General features: G+C 68.9%; 11 protein-coding genes. 3 read left to right on the top strand and 8 right to left on the bottom strand.

All coding sequences use genetic code 11. The features are described 5' to 3' along the window. Window positions 1-239 precede the first annotated feature (239 nt). The 4 genes from D1409_RS14240 to D1409_RS14230 all read right to left on the bottom strand — a co-directional run bounded on the left by D1409_RS14240 (window position 240) and on the right by D1409_RS14230 (window position 4,739). Window positions 240-992 (bottom strand): hydroxypyruvate isomerase family protein, encoded by a 753-nt coding sequence (locus D1409_RS14240; protein WP_123537664.1) that lies wholly within the window; start codon window positions 990-992, stop codon window positions 240-242. After that, on the bottom strand, window positions 993-2,099 hold the full coding sequence (locus D1409_RS14235) for a Gfo/Idh/MocA family protein (protein ID WP_123537663.1): 1,107 nt from the start codon (window positions 2,097-2,099) through the stop codon (window positions 993-995). A gap of 67 nt (window positions 2,100-2,166) precedes the next feature. Beyond that, a complete protein-coding gene (locus D1409_RS24605) occupies window positions 2,167-2,313 on the bottom strand; it encodes a hypothetical protein (protein ID WP_164471703.1) in 147 nt (48 codons plus the stop codon). 71 nt (window positions 2,314-2,384) lie between these two features. Next, the gene (locus D1409_RS14230; RefSeq protein ID WP_123537662.1) at window positions 2,385-4,739 is read right to left on the bottom strand and encodes a hypothetical protein; all 2,355 of its coding nucleotides are present in this window, start codon (window positions 4,737-4,739) and stop codon (window positions 2,385-2,387) included. Between the two features lie 236 nt (window positions 4,740-4,975). On the opposite strand from D1409_RS14230, the gene D1409_RS14225 reads away from it, so the two are divergent. Beyond that, complete coding sequence (locus tag D1409_RS14225; RefSeq protein ID WP_123537661.1) at window positions 4,976-5,752, top strand: SDR family NAD(P)-dependent oxidoreductase; 777 nt, start codon at window positions 4,976-4,978, stop codon at window positions 5,750-5,752. 44 nt (window positions 5,753-5,796) lie between these two features. On the opposite strand, the gene D1409_RS14220 is transcribed toward D1409_RS14225, so the two are convergent. Together D1409_RS14220 and D1409_RS14215 are read right to left on the bottom strand one after the other, a co-directional pair. Further along, on the bottom strand, window positions 5,797-7,326 hold the full coding sequence (locus tag D1409_RS14220; RefSeq protein WP_206425065.1) for a family 43 glycosylhydrolase: 1,530 nt from the start codon (window positions 7,324-7,326) through the stop codon (window positions 5,797-5,799). A 258-nt stretch (window positions 7,327-7,584) separates the two neighbouring features. Continuing rightward, window positions 7,585-9,342, bottom strand: coding sequence for an RICIN domain-containing protein (locus D1409_RS14215; RefSeq protein WP_123537660.1), 1,758 nt, complete (start codon window positions 9,340-9,342; stop codon window positions 7,585-7,587). A gap of 181 nt (window positions 9,343-9,523) precedes the next feature. On the opposite strand from D1409_RS14215, the gene D1409_RS14210 reads away from it, so the two are divergent. Continuing rightward, window positions 9,524-10,978 carry a sulfatase family protein gene (locus D1409_RS14210; RefSeq protein ID WP_123537659.1) on the top strand — a complete coding sequence of 485 codons (1,455 nt, stop codon included), beginning with the start codon at window positions 9,524-9,526 and terminating at the stop codon, window positions 10,976-10,978. Between the two features lie 67 nt (window positions 10,979-11,045). Here the strand turns inward: D1409_RS14210 and D1409_RS14205 are convergent, their stop codons facing one another. After that, a complete protein-coding gene (locus D1409_RS14205) occupies window positions 11,046-13,778 on the bottom strand; it encodes a family 78 glycoside hydrolase catalytic domain (protein ID WP_206425064.1) in 2,733 nt (910 codons plus the stop codon). A 188-nt stretch (window positions 13,779-13,966) separates the two neighbouring features. Further along, window positions 13,967-14,953, bottom strand: a complete 987-nt coding sequence (locus D1409_RS14200) for an LLM class flavin-dependent oxidoreductase (RefSeq protein ID WP_123537657.1) — start codon at window positions 14,951-14,953, stop codon at window positions 13,967-13,969. 117 nt (window positions 14,954-15,070) lie between these two features. Between D1409_RS14200 and D1409_RS14195 the strand changes: the two genes are divergently transcribed. Beyond that, a complete protein-coding gene (locus tag D1409_RS14195; RefSeq protein WP_206425063.1) occupies window positions 15,071-16,333 on the top strand; it encodes an MFS transporter in 1,263 nt (420 codons plus the stop codon). Window positions 16,334-16,339 lie beyond the last annotated feature (6 nt).

Genomic DNA, 16,339 nt, shown 5'->3' with positions numbered 1-16,339 from the left:
TCGGCGTGGCCGTCCGTGTCGGTTTTGCCGCCGCTCGAACACCCCGCGAGCAGGAGCGATCCGGCGGAGACGCCGCCGAGAAACCGCCCGCGGCTGGTGCTTTCGAGAATCGATGGGATACTCCGTGTCGGTCTCATTCTTCACTGTCCCGTGTCGGAGTCGCGGGGAAAAGGTTTCGGCAGGCCACGAACGCGCCGGTTTCCGAGCGTCGACGTGCGCCCGCTCCGCCGGTCGCCGCCCTACCGCAGCGCGAGCACGTCGGCCATCGCCTCGTCGGGGTCGCCGGTCGGGGAGAACTCGCAGCCGACGTAGCCGTCGTAGCCGGCGTCGTCGAGCGCGGCGAAGACGTTCCCGTAGTTCAACTCGCCGCTCCCGGGCTCGTGACGCCCGGGCACGTCCGCGACGTGGACGTGCCCGATCCGGTCGACGTTCTCGGTCATCGTCTGGATGAGGTTCCCCTCGGTGACCTGCTGGTGATACGCGTCGTAGAGGAGCCGTACGTTCGGCGACCCCACCTCGTCGACGATCTCGAAGCCCTCCTCGGCGGTCGTCAGGAAGTACCCCGGATGGTCGACCTCGGTGTTGAGCGGTTCGAGCACGAGCGTCACGTCCGCGGCTTCGGCGTCCGGTGCGACCCGCGAGAGCACGTCGACGATATTCTCGTGCTGGGTCTCCCGGTCGAGGCCGTCCTGGTCGGGGCCGGTCGTGGCGATCAGCGTCGGGATGTCCCGTTCGTCGGCCATCGCGATTGACTCGCGGATCGTCTCGACGGCGTCGTCCGCTTCCGCTGGATCGGTCAGCGTCCCGCCAGCGACACAGCCGACGACGGGAACGCCAGCTTCCGCGGCGGCGTCGTCGATGGCGTCCAGGTCCTTCTCGCGCCAGCCCCAGAACTCGACGGCGTCGGCGCCCGCCGCGGCGGCCCGTTCGATCCGGGCCTCGAAGGGCTCGTCGTCGTACACCATCTCGACGCAGACCGAGAGGTCGACCATCTACTCGTCCTCCTCGCGGGGCGCCGGGTCGAGTTCGCCGGCCTCGACCATCTCCTCGAGCGGGTTGCCGTCGATGTCGAGCGGGAGGTCGATCCGGGCGCGGCGGCGCGCCGACTCCCAGGTCCCGAAGATGATCTCGGTCGCCTTCAGCGCGTTCGCCGCGCTCAGCTCCGGTTCCTCGCCGGCCTCCAGGCAGCGGACGTTCTCGGCGATGGCGCGGTCGACGAACGCCCAGTCGTGGAGGCCGTCCTCGGTCTCGACGGCCTCCCACTCGCCGTCGGTGCGGACCCGGAGCGCCGGGGGTTCCTCGTCGTCCTCGTCGCCGTGCGGGCCGACCTCGATCGTTCCCTCGGTGCCGACGAGGCGGTTGTGGCAGGCGAACGCACCGGCCGGGCCGCCGTCGCCGGACGCGTCGACGCCGCCCATCCCGTGGACACCGTTCTCGTACTCCCACTGGACCATCGCCTGGTTCTCGTTGTGGGTGCCGAACAGGATGTTCTCGGTGTCGTAGTGGACCTGTCCCATCACCCACTCGGCGCGGGCCTCGTCGGCGAAGTAGTTGCACAGGTCGATCGAGTGGCTGCCGTAGTCGAAGATGCCGACCGGCGCGGCGAACTCCACGCGCTCCAGTTCGCCGATCGCGCCGTCGTCGAGCAGGTCCTTGGCCGTCCGAACGGCGTCGGAAAAGCGGCGCTGGTGGTTGAACGTCACCTGTACGTCGTGTTCCTCGGCGGCCTCGGCCATGCGCTTCGCGCCGTCGAACGTGTCGGCCATCGGTTTCTCGCAGTGGGCGGCCGCGACCGCGTCGTGCTCGACGCAGTCGACCACGATGTCGGCGTGGATCGACGGCGGCACGCAGACCGAGACGATCTCGGGTTCGACTGCGTCGAGCATCGCGCCGTAGTTCTCGAAGACGGCGTCGTCGTCGATGGCGAACTCGTCGGCGAACGCCTCGGCGTTCTCGCGGACGATGTCCGCGCAGGCGACGAGGTCGCAGTCGTCGTGGTTCTCGTAGCCGGCGGCGTGGTGGTACGCCATCGCGTAGCCGTCGCGGCCGGGGTCGTCTGGCTCCGCACCGGTACCTATCACTGCAACGCTGTGGGCCATACCCCGTCGTGTACTCCGACCGATAAAATACTTCGTGACCGCGGTAGCGCCCGCCGGTGTCGGCCGGTCAGCGACCCGCGCCGACGTTCCAGTGACGGATGTCCGCGCCCGGATCGGGGTCGCGCTTCCACCCGAAGCCGAGGCCCCACTCCTCGCGGTCGACGTTCCAGCGGAAGCAGTGGTCGGAGGCGAACGTCGCGCCCGCGGCCTCCACTTTCTACACGACGCCGCCCTACGACCCCGAGACGCCGAAGACGCCGCGGGAGCCGCCGCGACCCGGTCGGCTCAGGTGTTGTCCTCGAGGACGCGGATCTCGTCGAGGAGCCCCGTCCCGCGGGTCCCGACGCCGCCCTCGGTGTAGTCGGTCTCGAAGGCGGTCGTCTGCTGGGTGACCTGGTTCCCGTCCGGGTCGTTCAGCGTGGCCGTCAGTTCGTCCGCCTGCCAGTCGATGACGACCTCGTAGAACTCGCCGAGCGTGACCGCGCCGACGGAGCTCTCGATCACCTGACTCCCCTCGCGCTGCCAGACCTGGAAGCGCCAGTCGTCATCCCCGCTCTTCCACAGGCGGGCGAAGTGGAAGGGGAACGCCGAGTCGGCGTCGAGCGACTTCGCGCTCCCGAACGCGACGCCGGCGTTCTCGGCGTCGCTCGTGGCGCCGATCTTCGCGGAGAACTTCGTCCCCTCGGCGGGCATGCGGTCGAGGTCAGAGGCCAACAGGCGACTGCCCTCGCCGGCGGACCCCTCCAGCCGGTGGTCCCCGGACGGCACGGGACTGGTCTGGTTGACCTCGTAGTCGCCGGTCGCGCCCTCGTACTCGTCGATGTCGCCGTCCTCGAAGTCGTCGACGAGGCCCGGACTCGTGTCGTAGTCCCACGACACGTCGCCGCCGTCGCCGCCGTCACCGCCGTCGCCGCCGTCGCCGCCGTCGTCTCCACCGCCACTGGCGGGATCGCGGCCGACGAGGGCCTGGGGCTGGTCGACCACGTAGTCGAGCGTGAGGTCCTCGCCGGGGTCTTCGACCCACTCGAGGACGAGGTCCCAGCCCGACCCGTTGTACTCGAAGCGATGGTCGTAGGCGAACGCCGTTCCCGGGGGGTCGAACACCTTCGCCCGCAGGTCGAGCGTCGCCTGTCCCTGCGTCGTGACGTTCTCGACGGTCGCCGCCGGGTCGCTTCCCGTCGAGAGGGTCGTGGTGCCGGCGGCGACGCCGTCGCCGACGTTGTCCCGGACGACGACGCTCGACGGTTCGACGTTGATCCCGCCGTCCGTTCCCGCGCCCCGGACGTCGTTGTCGACCACGCGGACGTTGTTCGTGTCGCGGCCGTCGCGCGGCCCCTCCGTGACGCTGATCGCGTAGGGCATCTGCGGGTCGTCGCGGTCGTCGACGACGCGCAGGTTGGAGACGGAGACCCCCGCTGCCGCCGGGTGCTGCGGGTCCGACCGCGAATCGATGCGGACGCCCTCCGCGCCGGTGTTTTTCACGAGACCGCCGCCGACGCTGACGTTCTCGCCGTCCTGGATCAGGATACCGTGGGAGGTGGTGCCGACGATGTTGACGCTGCCGATGGTCGCGTTCGACGAGGCCGAGACCGTGAACACGCCCCGGGCGCAGTTGCGGGCGACGACCTGCCCGCAGGTGACGTCCTCGCACGCGTTGGCCAGGCGGAAGGCGGCGTACCCGCCGCCGACGTCAAGGTCCTTCCCGACGACCGCGTTCACGGTGGCGTCGCTCGTGTCGTTCAGGAGGACGCCGCACTGTCCGCCGCCGTTGGCGATGACTTCCCCGACCTGGATCCGGTCGACGGCGTAGGTCTCGAAGGCGTGGCCCTGGACGTTCTCGAAGTAGGCGCTATCGACCTGGATGTCCGTCGAGCGAATCGTGTCGTCGCCGCGACCCTCGGCGAAGCCGTCGAGGCGGAAGCCGCCGCCGGTCGCCTCGATAGCGCTATCCTCGGGCGTCCGCACGTCGATGTGCCCGAAGCGGACGTTCGAGACGCTCCGGAACCAGATGGCCGAACGGAAGTTCCCGACGATCGCGACGCGCGGAATTTCGATCTCCTCGGCGTTCAGCGCCCGCAGCGGTCGGATCAGCGCCTCGCCCTCGTCCTCGACGCGGATCGTCCCCCGGAAGTCGACGATCGTGTAGCTCGGGATGTCGATGGCGAGCACGTCGCCGTCCCACTCGTGGGGCCCCATCGTCCCCGAACAGGCGACGACGACCTTCTCCTTCGTCGTCCGCCCGTCGGTGAGGCTGTCGACGGCTGCCTGGACCGCCTCGGTGAAGTTCTCCCCGCTGTAGACCGTCTCCTCGACGCCGTCGGCGTGGTAGGCCCCCTCGGGGTCCTGCCAGACGAGGACGTCCGCGTCCCGCGCGGCGGTGCGGACGTTGCCCAGCGTCGCCCCGCTCGCGTCGAACTCGCCGACGTTCCGCAGGTCGTAGTCCTGTGCGTCGACGTGCTGGTTCCACTTGCGGGTGGGGGAGTCGCCGTTCCCGTCCTCGTCGTCCCCCTCCTGGGCCGCCGCGACGCCGCTCGCCCCCGCGAGCGTCCCGACGCCGAGCAGCGCCATCGCCGCCCGTCGTGTCATCGTGAGCCCGCCCGCGTCGCTACTCCCTGTGCCGTGACTGTTGCTATCGCGCATCACACAGCCGATCGAATACCACCCATTTATAATTATTGAATGATTTCGTAGTATTCCCGGCTTTTTGGCCGTCTCGTTGTCACGTACTGGCCGAATGGCGATCCGGTCGGGAGCCCACGCGACGGGGTGGGCGAGCGAGACCCGCGGTCTCGGCGGGCGGCTCCCGCCGCGGCGTCATCGCGGCCTGAGGTTCCCCGTTCGGTATCACTAAGCGGACGACCGGCGAACGGGCACCCATGGGATCCGCAACGTACGACTTCGGGGATCAGACCGTCGTCGTCACCGGCGGCAGTTCGGGCATCGGGCGCGCGGTCGCCCGGCGATTCGGCGCGGCGGGCGCGACGGTCGTCGTCGCGGACGTGCGCGAACGGCCGAAAGAGAGCGGTCCGCCGACTCACGAGGCCATCGAGGACGCGGGCGGCCGGGCGACGTTCGTGGAGACGGACGTCTCCGACCCGGGGGAGGTCGCCTCGGTCGTCGAGGCGGCCCGCGAGTTCGGTGGCGTCGATGTGATGGTCAACAACGCCGGTATCTTCCGCGGCGCCCCGCTGCTCGACGCCGACCCCGAGACGTTCGACCGGGTCTACGGCGTCAACGCGCGCGGCGTCTTCGCCGGGATGCAAGCGGCCGCCCGGGACATGCTCGACCGGGGCGAACCGGGATCGATCGTCAACACCGCGTCGATCAGTTCCGAACTCGCCCAGACCGAACACGCGATGTACGACGCCTCGAAGGGCGCGGTGATGATGCTCACGCGCGTCGCGGCGCTCGAACTCGCCGAACACGACGTTCGAGTCAACGCGGTCGCGCCCGGGGCCGTCGACACCGGTATCGGGTCCGACGACGACAGCGAGTCCGAGACGGACGTGATCGACGTCGAGAAGTCGGCGCCGATGGGCCGCTCGGCGTCGCCCGAGGAAGTCGCTGGCTCGTACCTCTTCCTCGCGAGCGAGGACGCCTCGTACGTGACCGGCCATCTGCTCTACGTGGACGGCGGGTACGCGGTCCTCTGAGGTCCGTCAGTCGGACCCCCGTCCGGCCGTTCCGCTCCGTCGCGTTACACCGAAGTGAACGTCCACAGCTGGTGGGTGCCGCCGTTGTCGGCCCACTGCTGGACGTCGTCGCCGTCGGCTGTGCCCGCAGAGGCGACCTCGGCGAGCTTGCCGCTGTTGGCGTTCACGAGGCGGTACTGCCCGCTCCCCGCGTCTTCGATGGTCCAGTCCTGACAGGCGTGGCCGGTGTCGGCCCACTGCTGGACGTTGTCGCCGTCCGCCGTCCCGGCGCTGGCCACTTCGAGAAACTTGCCGCTGTTGGCGTTCGTGAGGGTGTACGTCCCGTCCGAGTTCTGGGTGACGTCCCAGTCCTGGCAGGCGTGGCCGGTGTCGGCGTACTGGCGGACGTTGTCGCCGTCGGCCGTGCCGGCGTTGGCGACTTCGAGGAGCAGGCCGCTGTTGGCGTTCGCGATGTGGTAGGTCCCGTCGCTGATCGGGCTGCTGGTGCCGTCGTCGCCGCCACCGCCTCCGCCGTCGCCACAGCCGAACGGTTCGCCGGGGACGGGGGCCTGGCTGCTCGGTTCGCCGTTGCAGGCGACGACCGGCCAGTCGTCACTGTCCCACTCGATGCGGTCCAGCATCATGTAGCGCGTCTCGTCGTCGGCGGTAGCCTCGACGTGGTAGAAACACCACCAGTCGCCGTCGGGACCCTGGAAGACGTCGTTGTGCCCCGGCCCCGTGAACTGGTCGTTGCCCTCCAGGATGGGGACGCCCTGATGGTGGTCAGTGATGTCCCGCAGGTCCATCCCGTCCTGGTTGTAGTACGGCCCCTGGAAACTCGTCGCCCGGCCGACTTCGAGTCGGTACGTGCTGTCGTAGCCCTCACAGCACTGCCCCGTCGAGTAGAACAGGTACCAGTACCCGTTGTCCTGCAGCATCACCGGGCCCTCGATCATCTGTCCCGCTAGCTGGAACTCGGTGCCGGGGACGATGTCGTCCATCGCGTCGTTCATCTGGACGGCGTAGATGCCCTCGAAACTGCCCCAGACCAGCCACGGCTGGCCCCCGACGATCACCGTGTCCGCGTCGATGCAGTTCGTCAGGTCGAGGTCGCTGCTCTGGATGACCGGCCCCTGGTCGGTGAAGGGCCCGTCGGGCGTGTCCGACGTGGCGAGGCCGATTCCTGCGTCGTCGCTCCCCCACACTGACAGGGAGTAATAGAGGTGGTACTGCCCGTCGTGGTAGCGGATGTCGGGCGCCCAGCAGCCCGGATCGGACTCCGTGGGGTGCCAGTCCGGGGTTTCCGTGAGCGCCGGCGCGATGTACGACCAGTCGTACATGTCCGTCGACTCCGCGATCGGGATGATGTCTTCGGGCGTCTCCGTCCCGTACGCGTAGTACGTCCCGCCGTCTTCGATGATCGACACGTCGCCGAACCCGATCGGCCCCACGGGGTTGTGGTAGTGCTCCTCGCTCTCGTCGGCGACGGCCGCCCCGCTCGCACCGAGCACGCCGCCCGCCGCCAGCGTCCCCGCTCCGATCGCTTTCAACACGGTCCGTCGGTTAGTTCTTCTATTGTCATGACTGTCTGTCATGCAATCCCTAGAATAAGATTAACATATATAATGGTTTTCAATTGTAGTGAGTCGTACGTCGCAACCGGCGACCACCGGTCGGACGGGGAGCGGTGTGGCGCGGTGAGCCGGGGCCGACCGGAGGAAGTCGCTCGAATGCGGTCGAAAGCGGTCAGACCGGGTCGAAACCGATCGAGCGCCGTCCTCCGAGGGGTGTCGCGCGGTGCCGGCGAGTGGTCTACGTTCGGGCCGCGGCCGGTTTCAGTCGCTCGCAGCCGATCAGACCGATTCGAAGTTCCACTTCTGGTTGGCGGCGTCGAGCCACGGCCACTGGAGGACGTTGGTGCCGTCGTCGGTCGACCCGCCTTCCACGTCGGCGACGGAGCCGCTGTTGACGTTCTCCAGCCGGTAGGTGCCGTCGCCGTTGTCGACGATATTCCAGTCCTGGCAGGCGTGACCGGTGTCGCTCCACTGCCTGATGTTCGCGCCGTCGCTCGTGTCGGCGTTGGCGACTTCCAGTAGGAGGCCGCTGTTGACGTTGGTGATCGTGTACGTCCCGTCGCCGTTGGCCGTCACGTCCCACTGCTGGTGGGCGCCGCCGTTGTCCGACCACTGCTGGACGTTGTCGCCGTCGGCCGTGCCCGCCGAGGCGACCTCCATGGGTTTGCCGCTGTTGGCGTTCGTGATCACGTAGGTCCCGTCGCTGATGGCGCCGCCGCCACCGCCGCCGTCGTCGCCGCAGTAGCTGTTCCCGCTGACGGTGGTGCTGGACGCGTAGGTCTCGATCGCACCGGAGTCGTTCCCGCAGAGGTAGTTGTTCTGGATGGTGTTGTTCCCGGTGTCGGGCCCCGTCTCGTAGACGCCCCACCCCGAGTTGTTCTCGATCGTGAGGTTCTGGACGGTGACGTACTCCGAGGGCGCGTGCGTGTCCGAGTCGCGCGAGTCGATGCGGACGCCCGAGCTCCCGGTGTTCGTGATCGTTCCGCCGTCGATCAGCGTGTCCTGCGTGTCCTGGATCAGGTTCCCGCCGTTGCCGTCGAGGTACACGTCGAATATCTCGATGCCGCTGGACCCGGAGACGGTGAAGATGCCCCGACCGCAGTCGACCGCGTCGACGCGGTTGACCGTGATGTTCGGTCCGGCGTCGTTGGCACAGCGGAAGCCGGCGTACCCGCCGCCCTGGTCGCATCGGGTCGCGTCCACGAAGTCGACCGTCGCGTTCGCGGTGTCGTTGAGCAGCAGGCCACAGCCGCCGCTGTCGGTCGCCGTGACCGTTCCCACGTCGAGGCCGTCGACGCCGTAGGTCTCGACGGCGTGGGTGCCCGACCCGCTGACGGTCGCTGAGTTGATCGTCACGTTCGTCGTGTCTGGACCGTCCCGGCCGTCGATGCGGATGCCCAGACCGTTCGAGAGGTCCATGTTGACGTCGTCGAGGATCACGTTGTCACAGTGGGAGACCCGGATGCCGTACCGGGGATTCCCGGAGACGTTGAAGCGCTGGATCTCGACGTCGTTGACACTCTGGGCGCGCGCCGGGATGATCCACGGCTCGCCGCTGTCGTTGACGTTGATGTTCCCCGGGACGTCCAGGATCGTGTAGCTCGGGAGGTCGACCGCCTTCGCGCTGCCGGCCGAGCCCGTGTCACCCGTCGCGTCGACTCTGACTTTCTCCTTGGACGTCCGACCCGACGTGAGGCTGTCGACCGCCGCCTGGATGGCCGCGATGAAGTCCCCGCCGTCGTAGACGACGCTCCCGCTGTCGACGTTCTCGGCCACGAACCCGCTGCCGCCGTTGTACACGACCGCGTTGTGACTGCTCGCCGACGCCGTGCCGACGAAACTCCCCAGCGCGCCCGCGACCAGCGACGACCCCGCGACGCTCAGCGCGCGCCGCCGCGTGACGCTCGGACCGCGCTCGTCGTCCGGCTCCGCCGGGGGGTCGCCCGCAGTACCCGACTCCGTCTCCGCTGTCGATTTCGATCGATCGCTACCGATACCACTGTCGTTGCCACCTTGTGGCGAGCCATCGTGTGTCATGGCTGCAAGTCGTTACCACACACTCGTTGATTGATAAATATTTATGATCTATTTGGAAATGGTGAACAGGCAACATGTGGTGCGTCGAGTGCGTCGAGTGCGTCGAGTCGGCGACGGACGTGAGGGAGGCTCGGCGCGAACGTGGGAATCTTGAAAGGGCGCGGATGCGAACCCCGCATCGATGGCAGCCGACCAGCCGAACGTCCTCGTCGTGATGACCGACCAGCAGCGCTTCGATACGATCTCCGCGCTCGGACACGCCCACGTCGACACGCCCAACCTCGACCGACTCGCCGACCGGGGCGTCGCCTGCACCAGCGCATACAGCAGCGCGCCGATCTGCGTCCCCGCTCGTCACAACGTCCGAACCGGTCGCGACCCCCTCGCGACCGGCTACCTGGGCAACGACAAGCACTCGGCCGAGCATCTCGAAGCCGAACACGGACCCTTCCTCGCCAGAGCGATGGGGAACCGGGGGTACCGGACGTTCGGGATCGGGAAGTTCCACGCCCACCCCGGCGACATCGATCTGGGCTACGACCGCCGGCTGACCGGCGACGACTACGCCGCCGAACCCGGCGCCGACGCCGCGGCAGACACCGGGCGGATGGCCGCGATGAACTTCCTCCCCCAGTCCTGTTCGCTCCCGCCCGACGACCGCAGGATGGCCTGGATCGCCGACGAGGCGGTCGCAGAGATCGGCCGCGACGACGACGACCCGTTCTTCGGGTTCGTCTCCTTCTCGAAGCCCCACCCCGCGTGGAACCCGTCGCCCCCGTTCGACGACTACTACGACCCGGACGACATGCCGGACCCGATACGCGGGAACCGCGACCTCGACCACACGGACGAGAAGATCCCCGCCCAGAACTACCACTTCTGGAAGGCCCGCGAGGACGACACCGGCGAATCCACTATCCAGATCGCCCGCGCCCACTACTACGGCCTCGTGACGCAACTCGACCGGGAGATCGGACGGGTGCTCGACGCCGTCGAGGCGCGCGACGACGCCGAGAACACCCTGATCTGCTTCGTCTCCGACCACGGCGAACTACTGGGCGACCACCACGGCTGGGGGAAGACGTCCTTCTTCGAGGAGTCGGCGCGGGTTCCGTTCCTCGTGAGCTGGCCCGAGCGACTCCCGACCGGCGAGGCGTACGACGGGCTGGTCTCGCTGACCGACGTGTTCGGCATCGCGACGACGGCCGCCGGCGACCCCGACCTCCGCGACGGGTCCGACGTGCTCGGCGCGCTCACGGGCGACGGCGAACCCCGTGAGCGGCTGTTCGGCACCCACGAGACCCCGCGCGAGACGAGGCTCTTCTCCCTCCCGCACAACCTCACCTGCATGGTCCGCGAGGGCGACTGGAAGTACGTCTACGCCGTGAACGGCGGCCGCGAGCAGCTCTTCGACCTCGCCGCCGACCCGCGCGAGACGGTCGACCGGTCGGACGACGAGCCCGAGGTGGTCGAGCGCTGTCGCCGCGCCGCGGCCGAGCACCTGCGCGAGCACGGCGCGACCGAGTATCTCGACGGCGACTCGCTGCTGGAGATCCCCTACGAGCGCCTGGAGATGGGCCGGTACCACCCGGGGACGTACGGGCCGCCGGACGAGACGGCCGACGGCGAAAACTGACTCCCGACCGGGTTCGACGCTGTCCGCCTTCGTTCGTGCGCCTCGATTCTGTCCGCGCCGTTCGATGCTAGTCGCGCCGCTCGAACTCGTACGATCCCGCGCCGACTTCGACCGCGACGCCGCCGTCCTCGACCGTGACGGATTCGACGCCCTCGGGCAGGTCCGCGACCGGTCTGTCGACCCCGAACAGCGGGGTTCCGTCCTCGGTCACCGACTCGGGCTCTCCCTCGCCCGGCAGGACGACGGTCGCGGTGGTGTTCCAGGGGACGGTCACGTCGAGCGCGAACTCGTCGCCGTCTCGCTCCCAGTCCACGCTGACGGGACCGCGCTCGGTCGGGACGCGGCCGCTCGCCTCGCCGACTCCCTCGGCGGGCGGCGCGATTTCGAGGGTCGCCCCGCCGGGCGAGGTGACGTGGACGCCCAGCAGGGTTCGCTGGACGGAGGTCAGGACGGTCGCGCCCATCGCGTGGGACTCGCTGCGGTTGTGGCGTTCGTCGGCCGGGTCGAGTGTGCGGCAGTGCCACGTCTCCCAGGTGAACGTACCGCCGACGTCGAGGATGTTCGCCCACCCGTCCGCGGCGGGGTCCGTCAGCAGGTCGACCGTCGCCGCGGGGCGGTCGGTCCGGTCGAGCGCGTCGAGCAACCAGCGGACCATCATCGGCCCCATCCGCATGCCGCCCGCCGCCACCCGGTCGGCCACCTCGTCGACTCGTTCGTCGGGCACCAGCCCGGTCGCGAGCGGCAGCGCGTTGGCATGCTGGGAACTGTGGTCGCTGACCGCGGGTGTGTCGCCCGCGCTGGGCACGTCGGCCGACTCGCTCGCCGCTGTCGGGTCCGCACCGTCCACGTAGCGGTCGTCGTCGCGCAGGTGCTCGTCGATACCCGCCTCGATGGCGGCGCGGTTCTCGTCGTAGTAGGCGCGCTCGGCGTCGGGGCGGTCGAGTTCGGCCGCGACGTCGGCCGCCCGGTCGAGCGCGTTCGCGCAGAGGACGTTCACCGTCGTGCGGGCGGGCCAGTCGCGGTCGTAGCCGTAGCGCATCTCCGGCGGCCAGTCGACGATGCCCTCGTGGTAGGGACCGCCCTCGCCGCCCGAGAGGCGCGTGACGAGTCCCGACTCCTCGTCGACGTGCTCGACGACGTAGTCGGCGACGGCGCGGACGACGGGATAGGCGCGTTCGAGCGTCGCGCGGTCGTCGCTCTCGCGGTAGTACTCGTGGAGCCACTGGGGGAACGTGACGGTGAAATCGGGGATGTCGCGCTTGCCGTCGCCGTTCGGGTAGACGGCGTTGAACCGCCCCTCCGGCGCCCAGTAGCGGTAATGGGAGCGCAGGAACTCCCGTATGGCCTGCCGGCTCAGCCGCCGCTCCCGGAAGGCCCGGGTCGTCACCGCCGAGACGTTGAACGCGTCGGCGAGGAACTGCCCCTTCTCCCGCGTCGGCGTGTCGACGAACTGCTCCTGGCTCCCGTACAGCGCGGAGTGGCGAGCCAGTTCGAACACGTCTTCGACCGTCTCGTCGTCGCACTCGAACGTCGCCGCGTTCGCGTCGGGAACCTCGTTGTGCGTCGCGACGAGCGATAGCTGGTCGGGATCGAGGTCCTCCCCCGGGTTTTCGATCTGCAGGTAGCGGATGCCGAGGTAGTTGAACGGCCGGAACGCCTGCTCGCCGTCGCGCTGGACGTACTCGTAGCGCATGTCCGTCCACTGGGTCCCCTCGGTGTCGTCGACGTACCCGTCCGCGGTCAGGCGGTAGCCGGCGAGCAGGTCCACGCGGTGGCCGTCGGTCCCGTCGTCGAACGCGACGCGCGGGACACCCGTGTACACCTTCCCGAAGTCGACGACGTAGGTGTCCTCGTCGACCCGCTCGACCGACTCGGGGTCGACGCGGTGGCTGACGCGCTCGCGGTCCTGGGCGATCAGTCGCTCCCAGGGGTCGGTGGGGTGAGTGCCGACGACTTCGACGGGGTCCCACGCGGCGTCGTCGAATCCGGGTTCCGCCCAGCCCCGGGGGACGACGCGCCCGTCGATCGTCTCCACGGGCTCGGCGATCTCCTCGTTGCGGAGGGGTGCGCTCACCCACTCGGCCGGGCGGGTCTGCCACTCGCCGTCCGTCGTGATCACCCGCTCGCGCCCGTCGGCGAACTCGATCTCAAGCTGTGCGATAACGCCCGGCTCCGCCTCGGGGCGGCCCTGTCCCGCGCCGTTCCAGTTGTACAGCGCGCCGACCGCGTTGTCGCCCTCGGAGAGCGCGTCGTCCAGCGCGACGGTCTTGTAGTACTGGAAGTCCGGGTACGAAAAAGACTGCCCGCGGTCGACGGTCTCGCCGTTGACCGAGAGGGCGTACTGGTGGCTGGCGGAGACGTGCGCCCGCGCCCGCTCGACCTCGCCGTCGAGTTCGAACTCGCGGCGGACGTACGAGAACTCCCCGCGCTCGAACCCGTCGGTGGGTCGGCGGATCCACGAGGCCGTCCAGTCGTCGGCGTCGAGCAGCCCCATCTCCCAAGAGGCGGGCTCGCTCCACGCGCTGACCTCACCGCGCTCGTCCCAGACGCGGACGGCCCAGTGGTACGCCTCGCCGGCGTCCAGCTCGGGCCCGTCGTACCTGACCGCCGGCCGCTCGCTCTCCCGTTTTCCCGTGTCCCACACGTCCGCCCGCTCGGGCGTGAGCCGATCCGGACTCGTCGCGACGAGTACGTGGAAAGCGGTCTGACTCGCGCCGCGGCGGTTCGTCGGGACTCGCCAGCGGAGCGTCGGTTCGCGTTCGCCGATCCCGACCGGATCGACGGCGTAAGCTGTACGCATACCTGTCGGTGGGCTCGCGTCGGCCATCTCGCTCATCTTTCGGTCGCCGGCTTATAAAGCCGACGGAGCGGCCGAGAACGGCTCGAACGCGGGGAGTCCGGTGTGCGCTGGCGACGCGAGAACAGCTACTTGCACCGCCGAGATAGCGGCGCGCCAGTGCAGTGGCCGCCGTGGCCAAGCCGCGCGTCTCAGTCGAAGGCGGGGACGACTTCTTCGCCGAACAGGCGGATCTGGTCTTCGACGAGATCCTTGGGCATGCCGGAGTGGTGGAATCGCAGGGCGAGCTGGTCGAGCGCGAAGCGGTCCTGCATGGCCTCGATCTGCTCGATTATCTGCTCGGGCGTGCCGTAGATGAAGCGGTCGTCGGCCAGTTCCTCGAAGTCCTCGACCGAATCGGCGTTCATGAGCGGGTGGGAGAACTCCCCACCATATTCGTCGACGTAGGTGGTGTGGAGGTACTCCTTGCGCTCCATGACTTCTTTTTCGGTCTCGGCGATGACGGCCTCACGCATCAGCGGGTGGTCCATCGACTCCCAGTCCTGATCCGTTTCCTCGACGTGTTCGCGCTGCTGGTTCTTGCGGTCCTCGACGATGCCCAGATCCGCGACGACACCCGGCACCCACGCGTCGGAGAACTGCACGGAGCGACGGATCTGCTTGGGGCCCCAGCCGCCGATCCACAGGTTCGGCCGCGGCTCTTGGATCGTCTTGGGAAGAGGCTGCCAGTCTTCGACCTCGAAGAACGGGCACTCGTAGCTGATCGGCTCTTCCGACGAGAGGAACTCGTCGATGAACTGGATGCCCTCGATCATCCGCCCCGCGCGCTCGTCCATCGGCACGCCGAACGCTTCGAACTCCTCCTCGACGTAGCCCAGCCCCACACCGAGTGTGAGTCGACCGTCGGAGATGTTGTCGAGCATGGCGGCCCGCTGGGCGACGTGCAGCGGGTGATACAGCGGTAGAATGAGAACCGACGTGACGAGTTCGAGTTCCTCGGTCCCCTGCGCGATGCTCGTCAGCCGCGTCAGCGGCGACGGCCAGTAGTTGTCGCCCTCGGTGGCCTGGTGGTCGTTGACCCAGCAGGTTTCGAAGCCGACGTTCTCCGCGACCTGACACTGCTCGACGACACCCTCCCAGGTGTCACCGCCCTCTATCGGGAAAATTCCGAATTTCATCGTGGTTCGTCAGCCACTGTGTGCGGTACTCACTTACCAATTTCGAGAGCGGTCGACACCGGAAGTCGAGGCCGGGACGCGAAGATTATTACTGCGTCACGGAGACCGATGGGTAGCGTGGATCGGACACTCTCGGCCGCGCGTCGGTCACAAGTCGCCCTGGCGCTCGTCGCGATAAGCCGCGTCACCGCGGGGGCGCTGTTCGGCACGGCGATCACCGTCTACCTCGGCCGCAACGCCTCCCCGTTCGTCGTGACCCTCTCGTTCGCGATCTACTCGCTGGGACTGTTGCTGTTCGCGCCGGTGTGGGGCGCCGTCGCGGACGTCACCGGGCGACGCAAGGCCGTCCTCGTCGCGACCGGTCTGGGCGCGGCGCTGGCGGTCGCTCCGCTGGCCGTCACGCGGTCCGTGCCGCTGGAGATCGCCAGCCGCGGGCTGTACGCGGTCTTCATCACGGGGTTCGGATCCGTCGTGCTGACGATCGTCAGCGAGATGGGAGGCGACGCCGACCGCGGACGGTCGATCGGCTTCTACACGAGTTTCCAGTCCGGCGGCGACATCGTCGGCCGCCTCCTGGGCGGATACCTGCTCGGGCTCCTCCTCCCGACGCAGTTGTACGGCGTCGTCGTCGTCATCGGCCTCGTGACGACCGTCTGCGCGGCGCTCGTGACGGACCCGACGACCGCCCGCAACGGCGATCTCACGGCCCAGCGACTCTGGCGCGACGTTCGCCGCCGTCTCTACCCGACGGGAGACCGACGTGACCTCTTCCGGACGAACGGCCTCGGCTGGCTCTACGCCGGGCTGACGCTCCGAAACATGACGCAAAAGGGCGTCTCGTCGGTACTCGCAGTCTATCTCGTGAGTGACGTGGCGCTCTCGGAGTTCGTCATGGGCGCGGTGCTCGCGGTCAGTCCGGCGGTGCGCGTCGCGGCGATGTACGGGCTGGGACGGCTCTCCGACGTCGTCGGCCGGAAGCGGCTCATCGTCGTCGGACTCTGTGGGGCCGGTCTGCAGGCGCTCGTTCTGGTGGCCGCGCTGCTCCCCGGGACGGCCGCGGCCCGGGCGCTCGTGAGCGGGGCCGCGTTAGTCGTCCACGCGCTGACGTTCTCGGCGCTCACCGTCGGCGCAGTGGCGTTCATCGGCGACGTCTCGCCGACCGACCGGGAGTCGGAGCTGATGGGCTACCGCTCGACCGCCCGCGGTGTCGGTGGCGTGCTCGGCCCGCTACTCGTCGGCGCCCTGGCGACCGTCGCGGACTACGGGTCGGCGTTCGTCGCGATCAGCGTCCTCTCGTTCGTCGCGGCTGCGCTGGTCGCGCGCAGGCTCGTCGAGAGCCACGCGGGCGCGATGGGCGACGCGGACCCGGCGTCGGTCTGAGCCGCC

The organism is Halosimplex salinum (genome assembly GCF_003730195.1).
Lineage (GTDB): Archaea > Halobacteriota > Halobacteria > Halobacteriales > Haloarculaceae > Halosimplex > Halosimplex salinum.
This window is presented reverse-complemented; position numbering and strand designations above follow the sequence as displayed.

What these genes read in the sequence shown, in the direction of transcription:
- D1409_RS14205 (WP_206425064.1), bottom strand. Translation starts at nt 13,778, where the DNA reads ATGCGTACAGCTTACGCCGTCGATCCGGTCGGGATCGGCGAACGCGAA.
- D1409_RS14235 (WP_123537663.1), bottom strand. Translation starts at nt 2,099, where the DNA reads ATGGCCCACAGCGTTGCAGTGATAGGTACCGGTGCGGAGCCAGACGAC.
- D1409_RS14230 (WP_123537662.1), bottom strand. Translation starts at nt 4,739, where the DNA reads ATGCGCGATAGCAACAGTCACGGCACAGGGAGTAGCGACGCGGGCGGG.
- D1409_RS14220 (WP_206425065.1), bottom strand. Translation starts at nt 7,326, where the DNA reads ATGACAGACAGTCATGACAATAGAAGAACTAACCGACGGACCGTGTTG.
- D1409_RS14210 (WP_123537659.1), top strand. Translation starts at nt 9,524, where the DNA reads ATGGCAGCCGACCAGCCGAACGTCCTCGTCGTGATGACCGACCAGCAG.
- D1409_RS14240 (WP_123537664.1), bottom strand. Translation starts at nt 992, where the DNA reads ATGGTCGACCTCTCGGTCTGCGTCGAGATGGTGTACGACGACGAGCCC.
- D1409_RS14200 (WP_123537657.1), bottom strand. Translation starts at nt 14,953, where the DNA reads ATGAAATTCGGAATTTTCCCGATAGAGGGCGGTGACACCTGGGAGGGT.
- D1409_RS14225 (WP_123537661.1), top strand. Translation starts at nt 4,976, where the DNA reads ATGGGATCCGCAACGTACGACTTCGGGGATCAGACCGTCGTCGTCACC.
- D1409_RS14215 (WP_123537660.1), bottom strand. Translation starts at nt 9,342, where the DNA reads ATGACACACGATGGCTCGCCACAAGGTGGCAACGACAGTGGTATCGGT.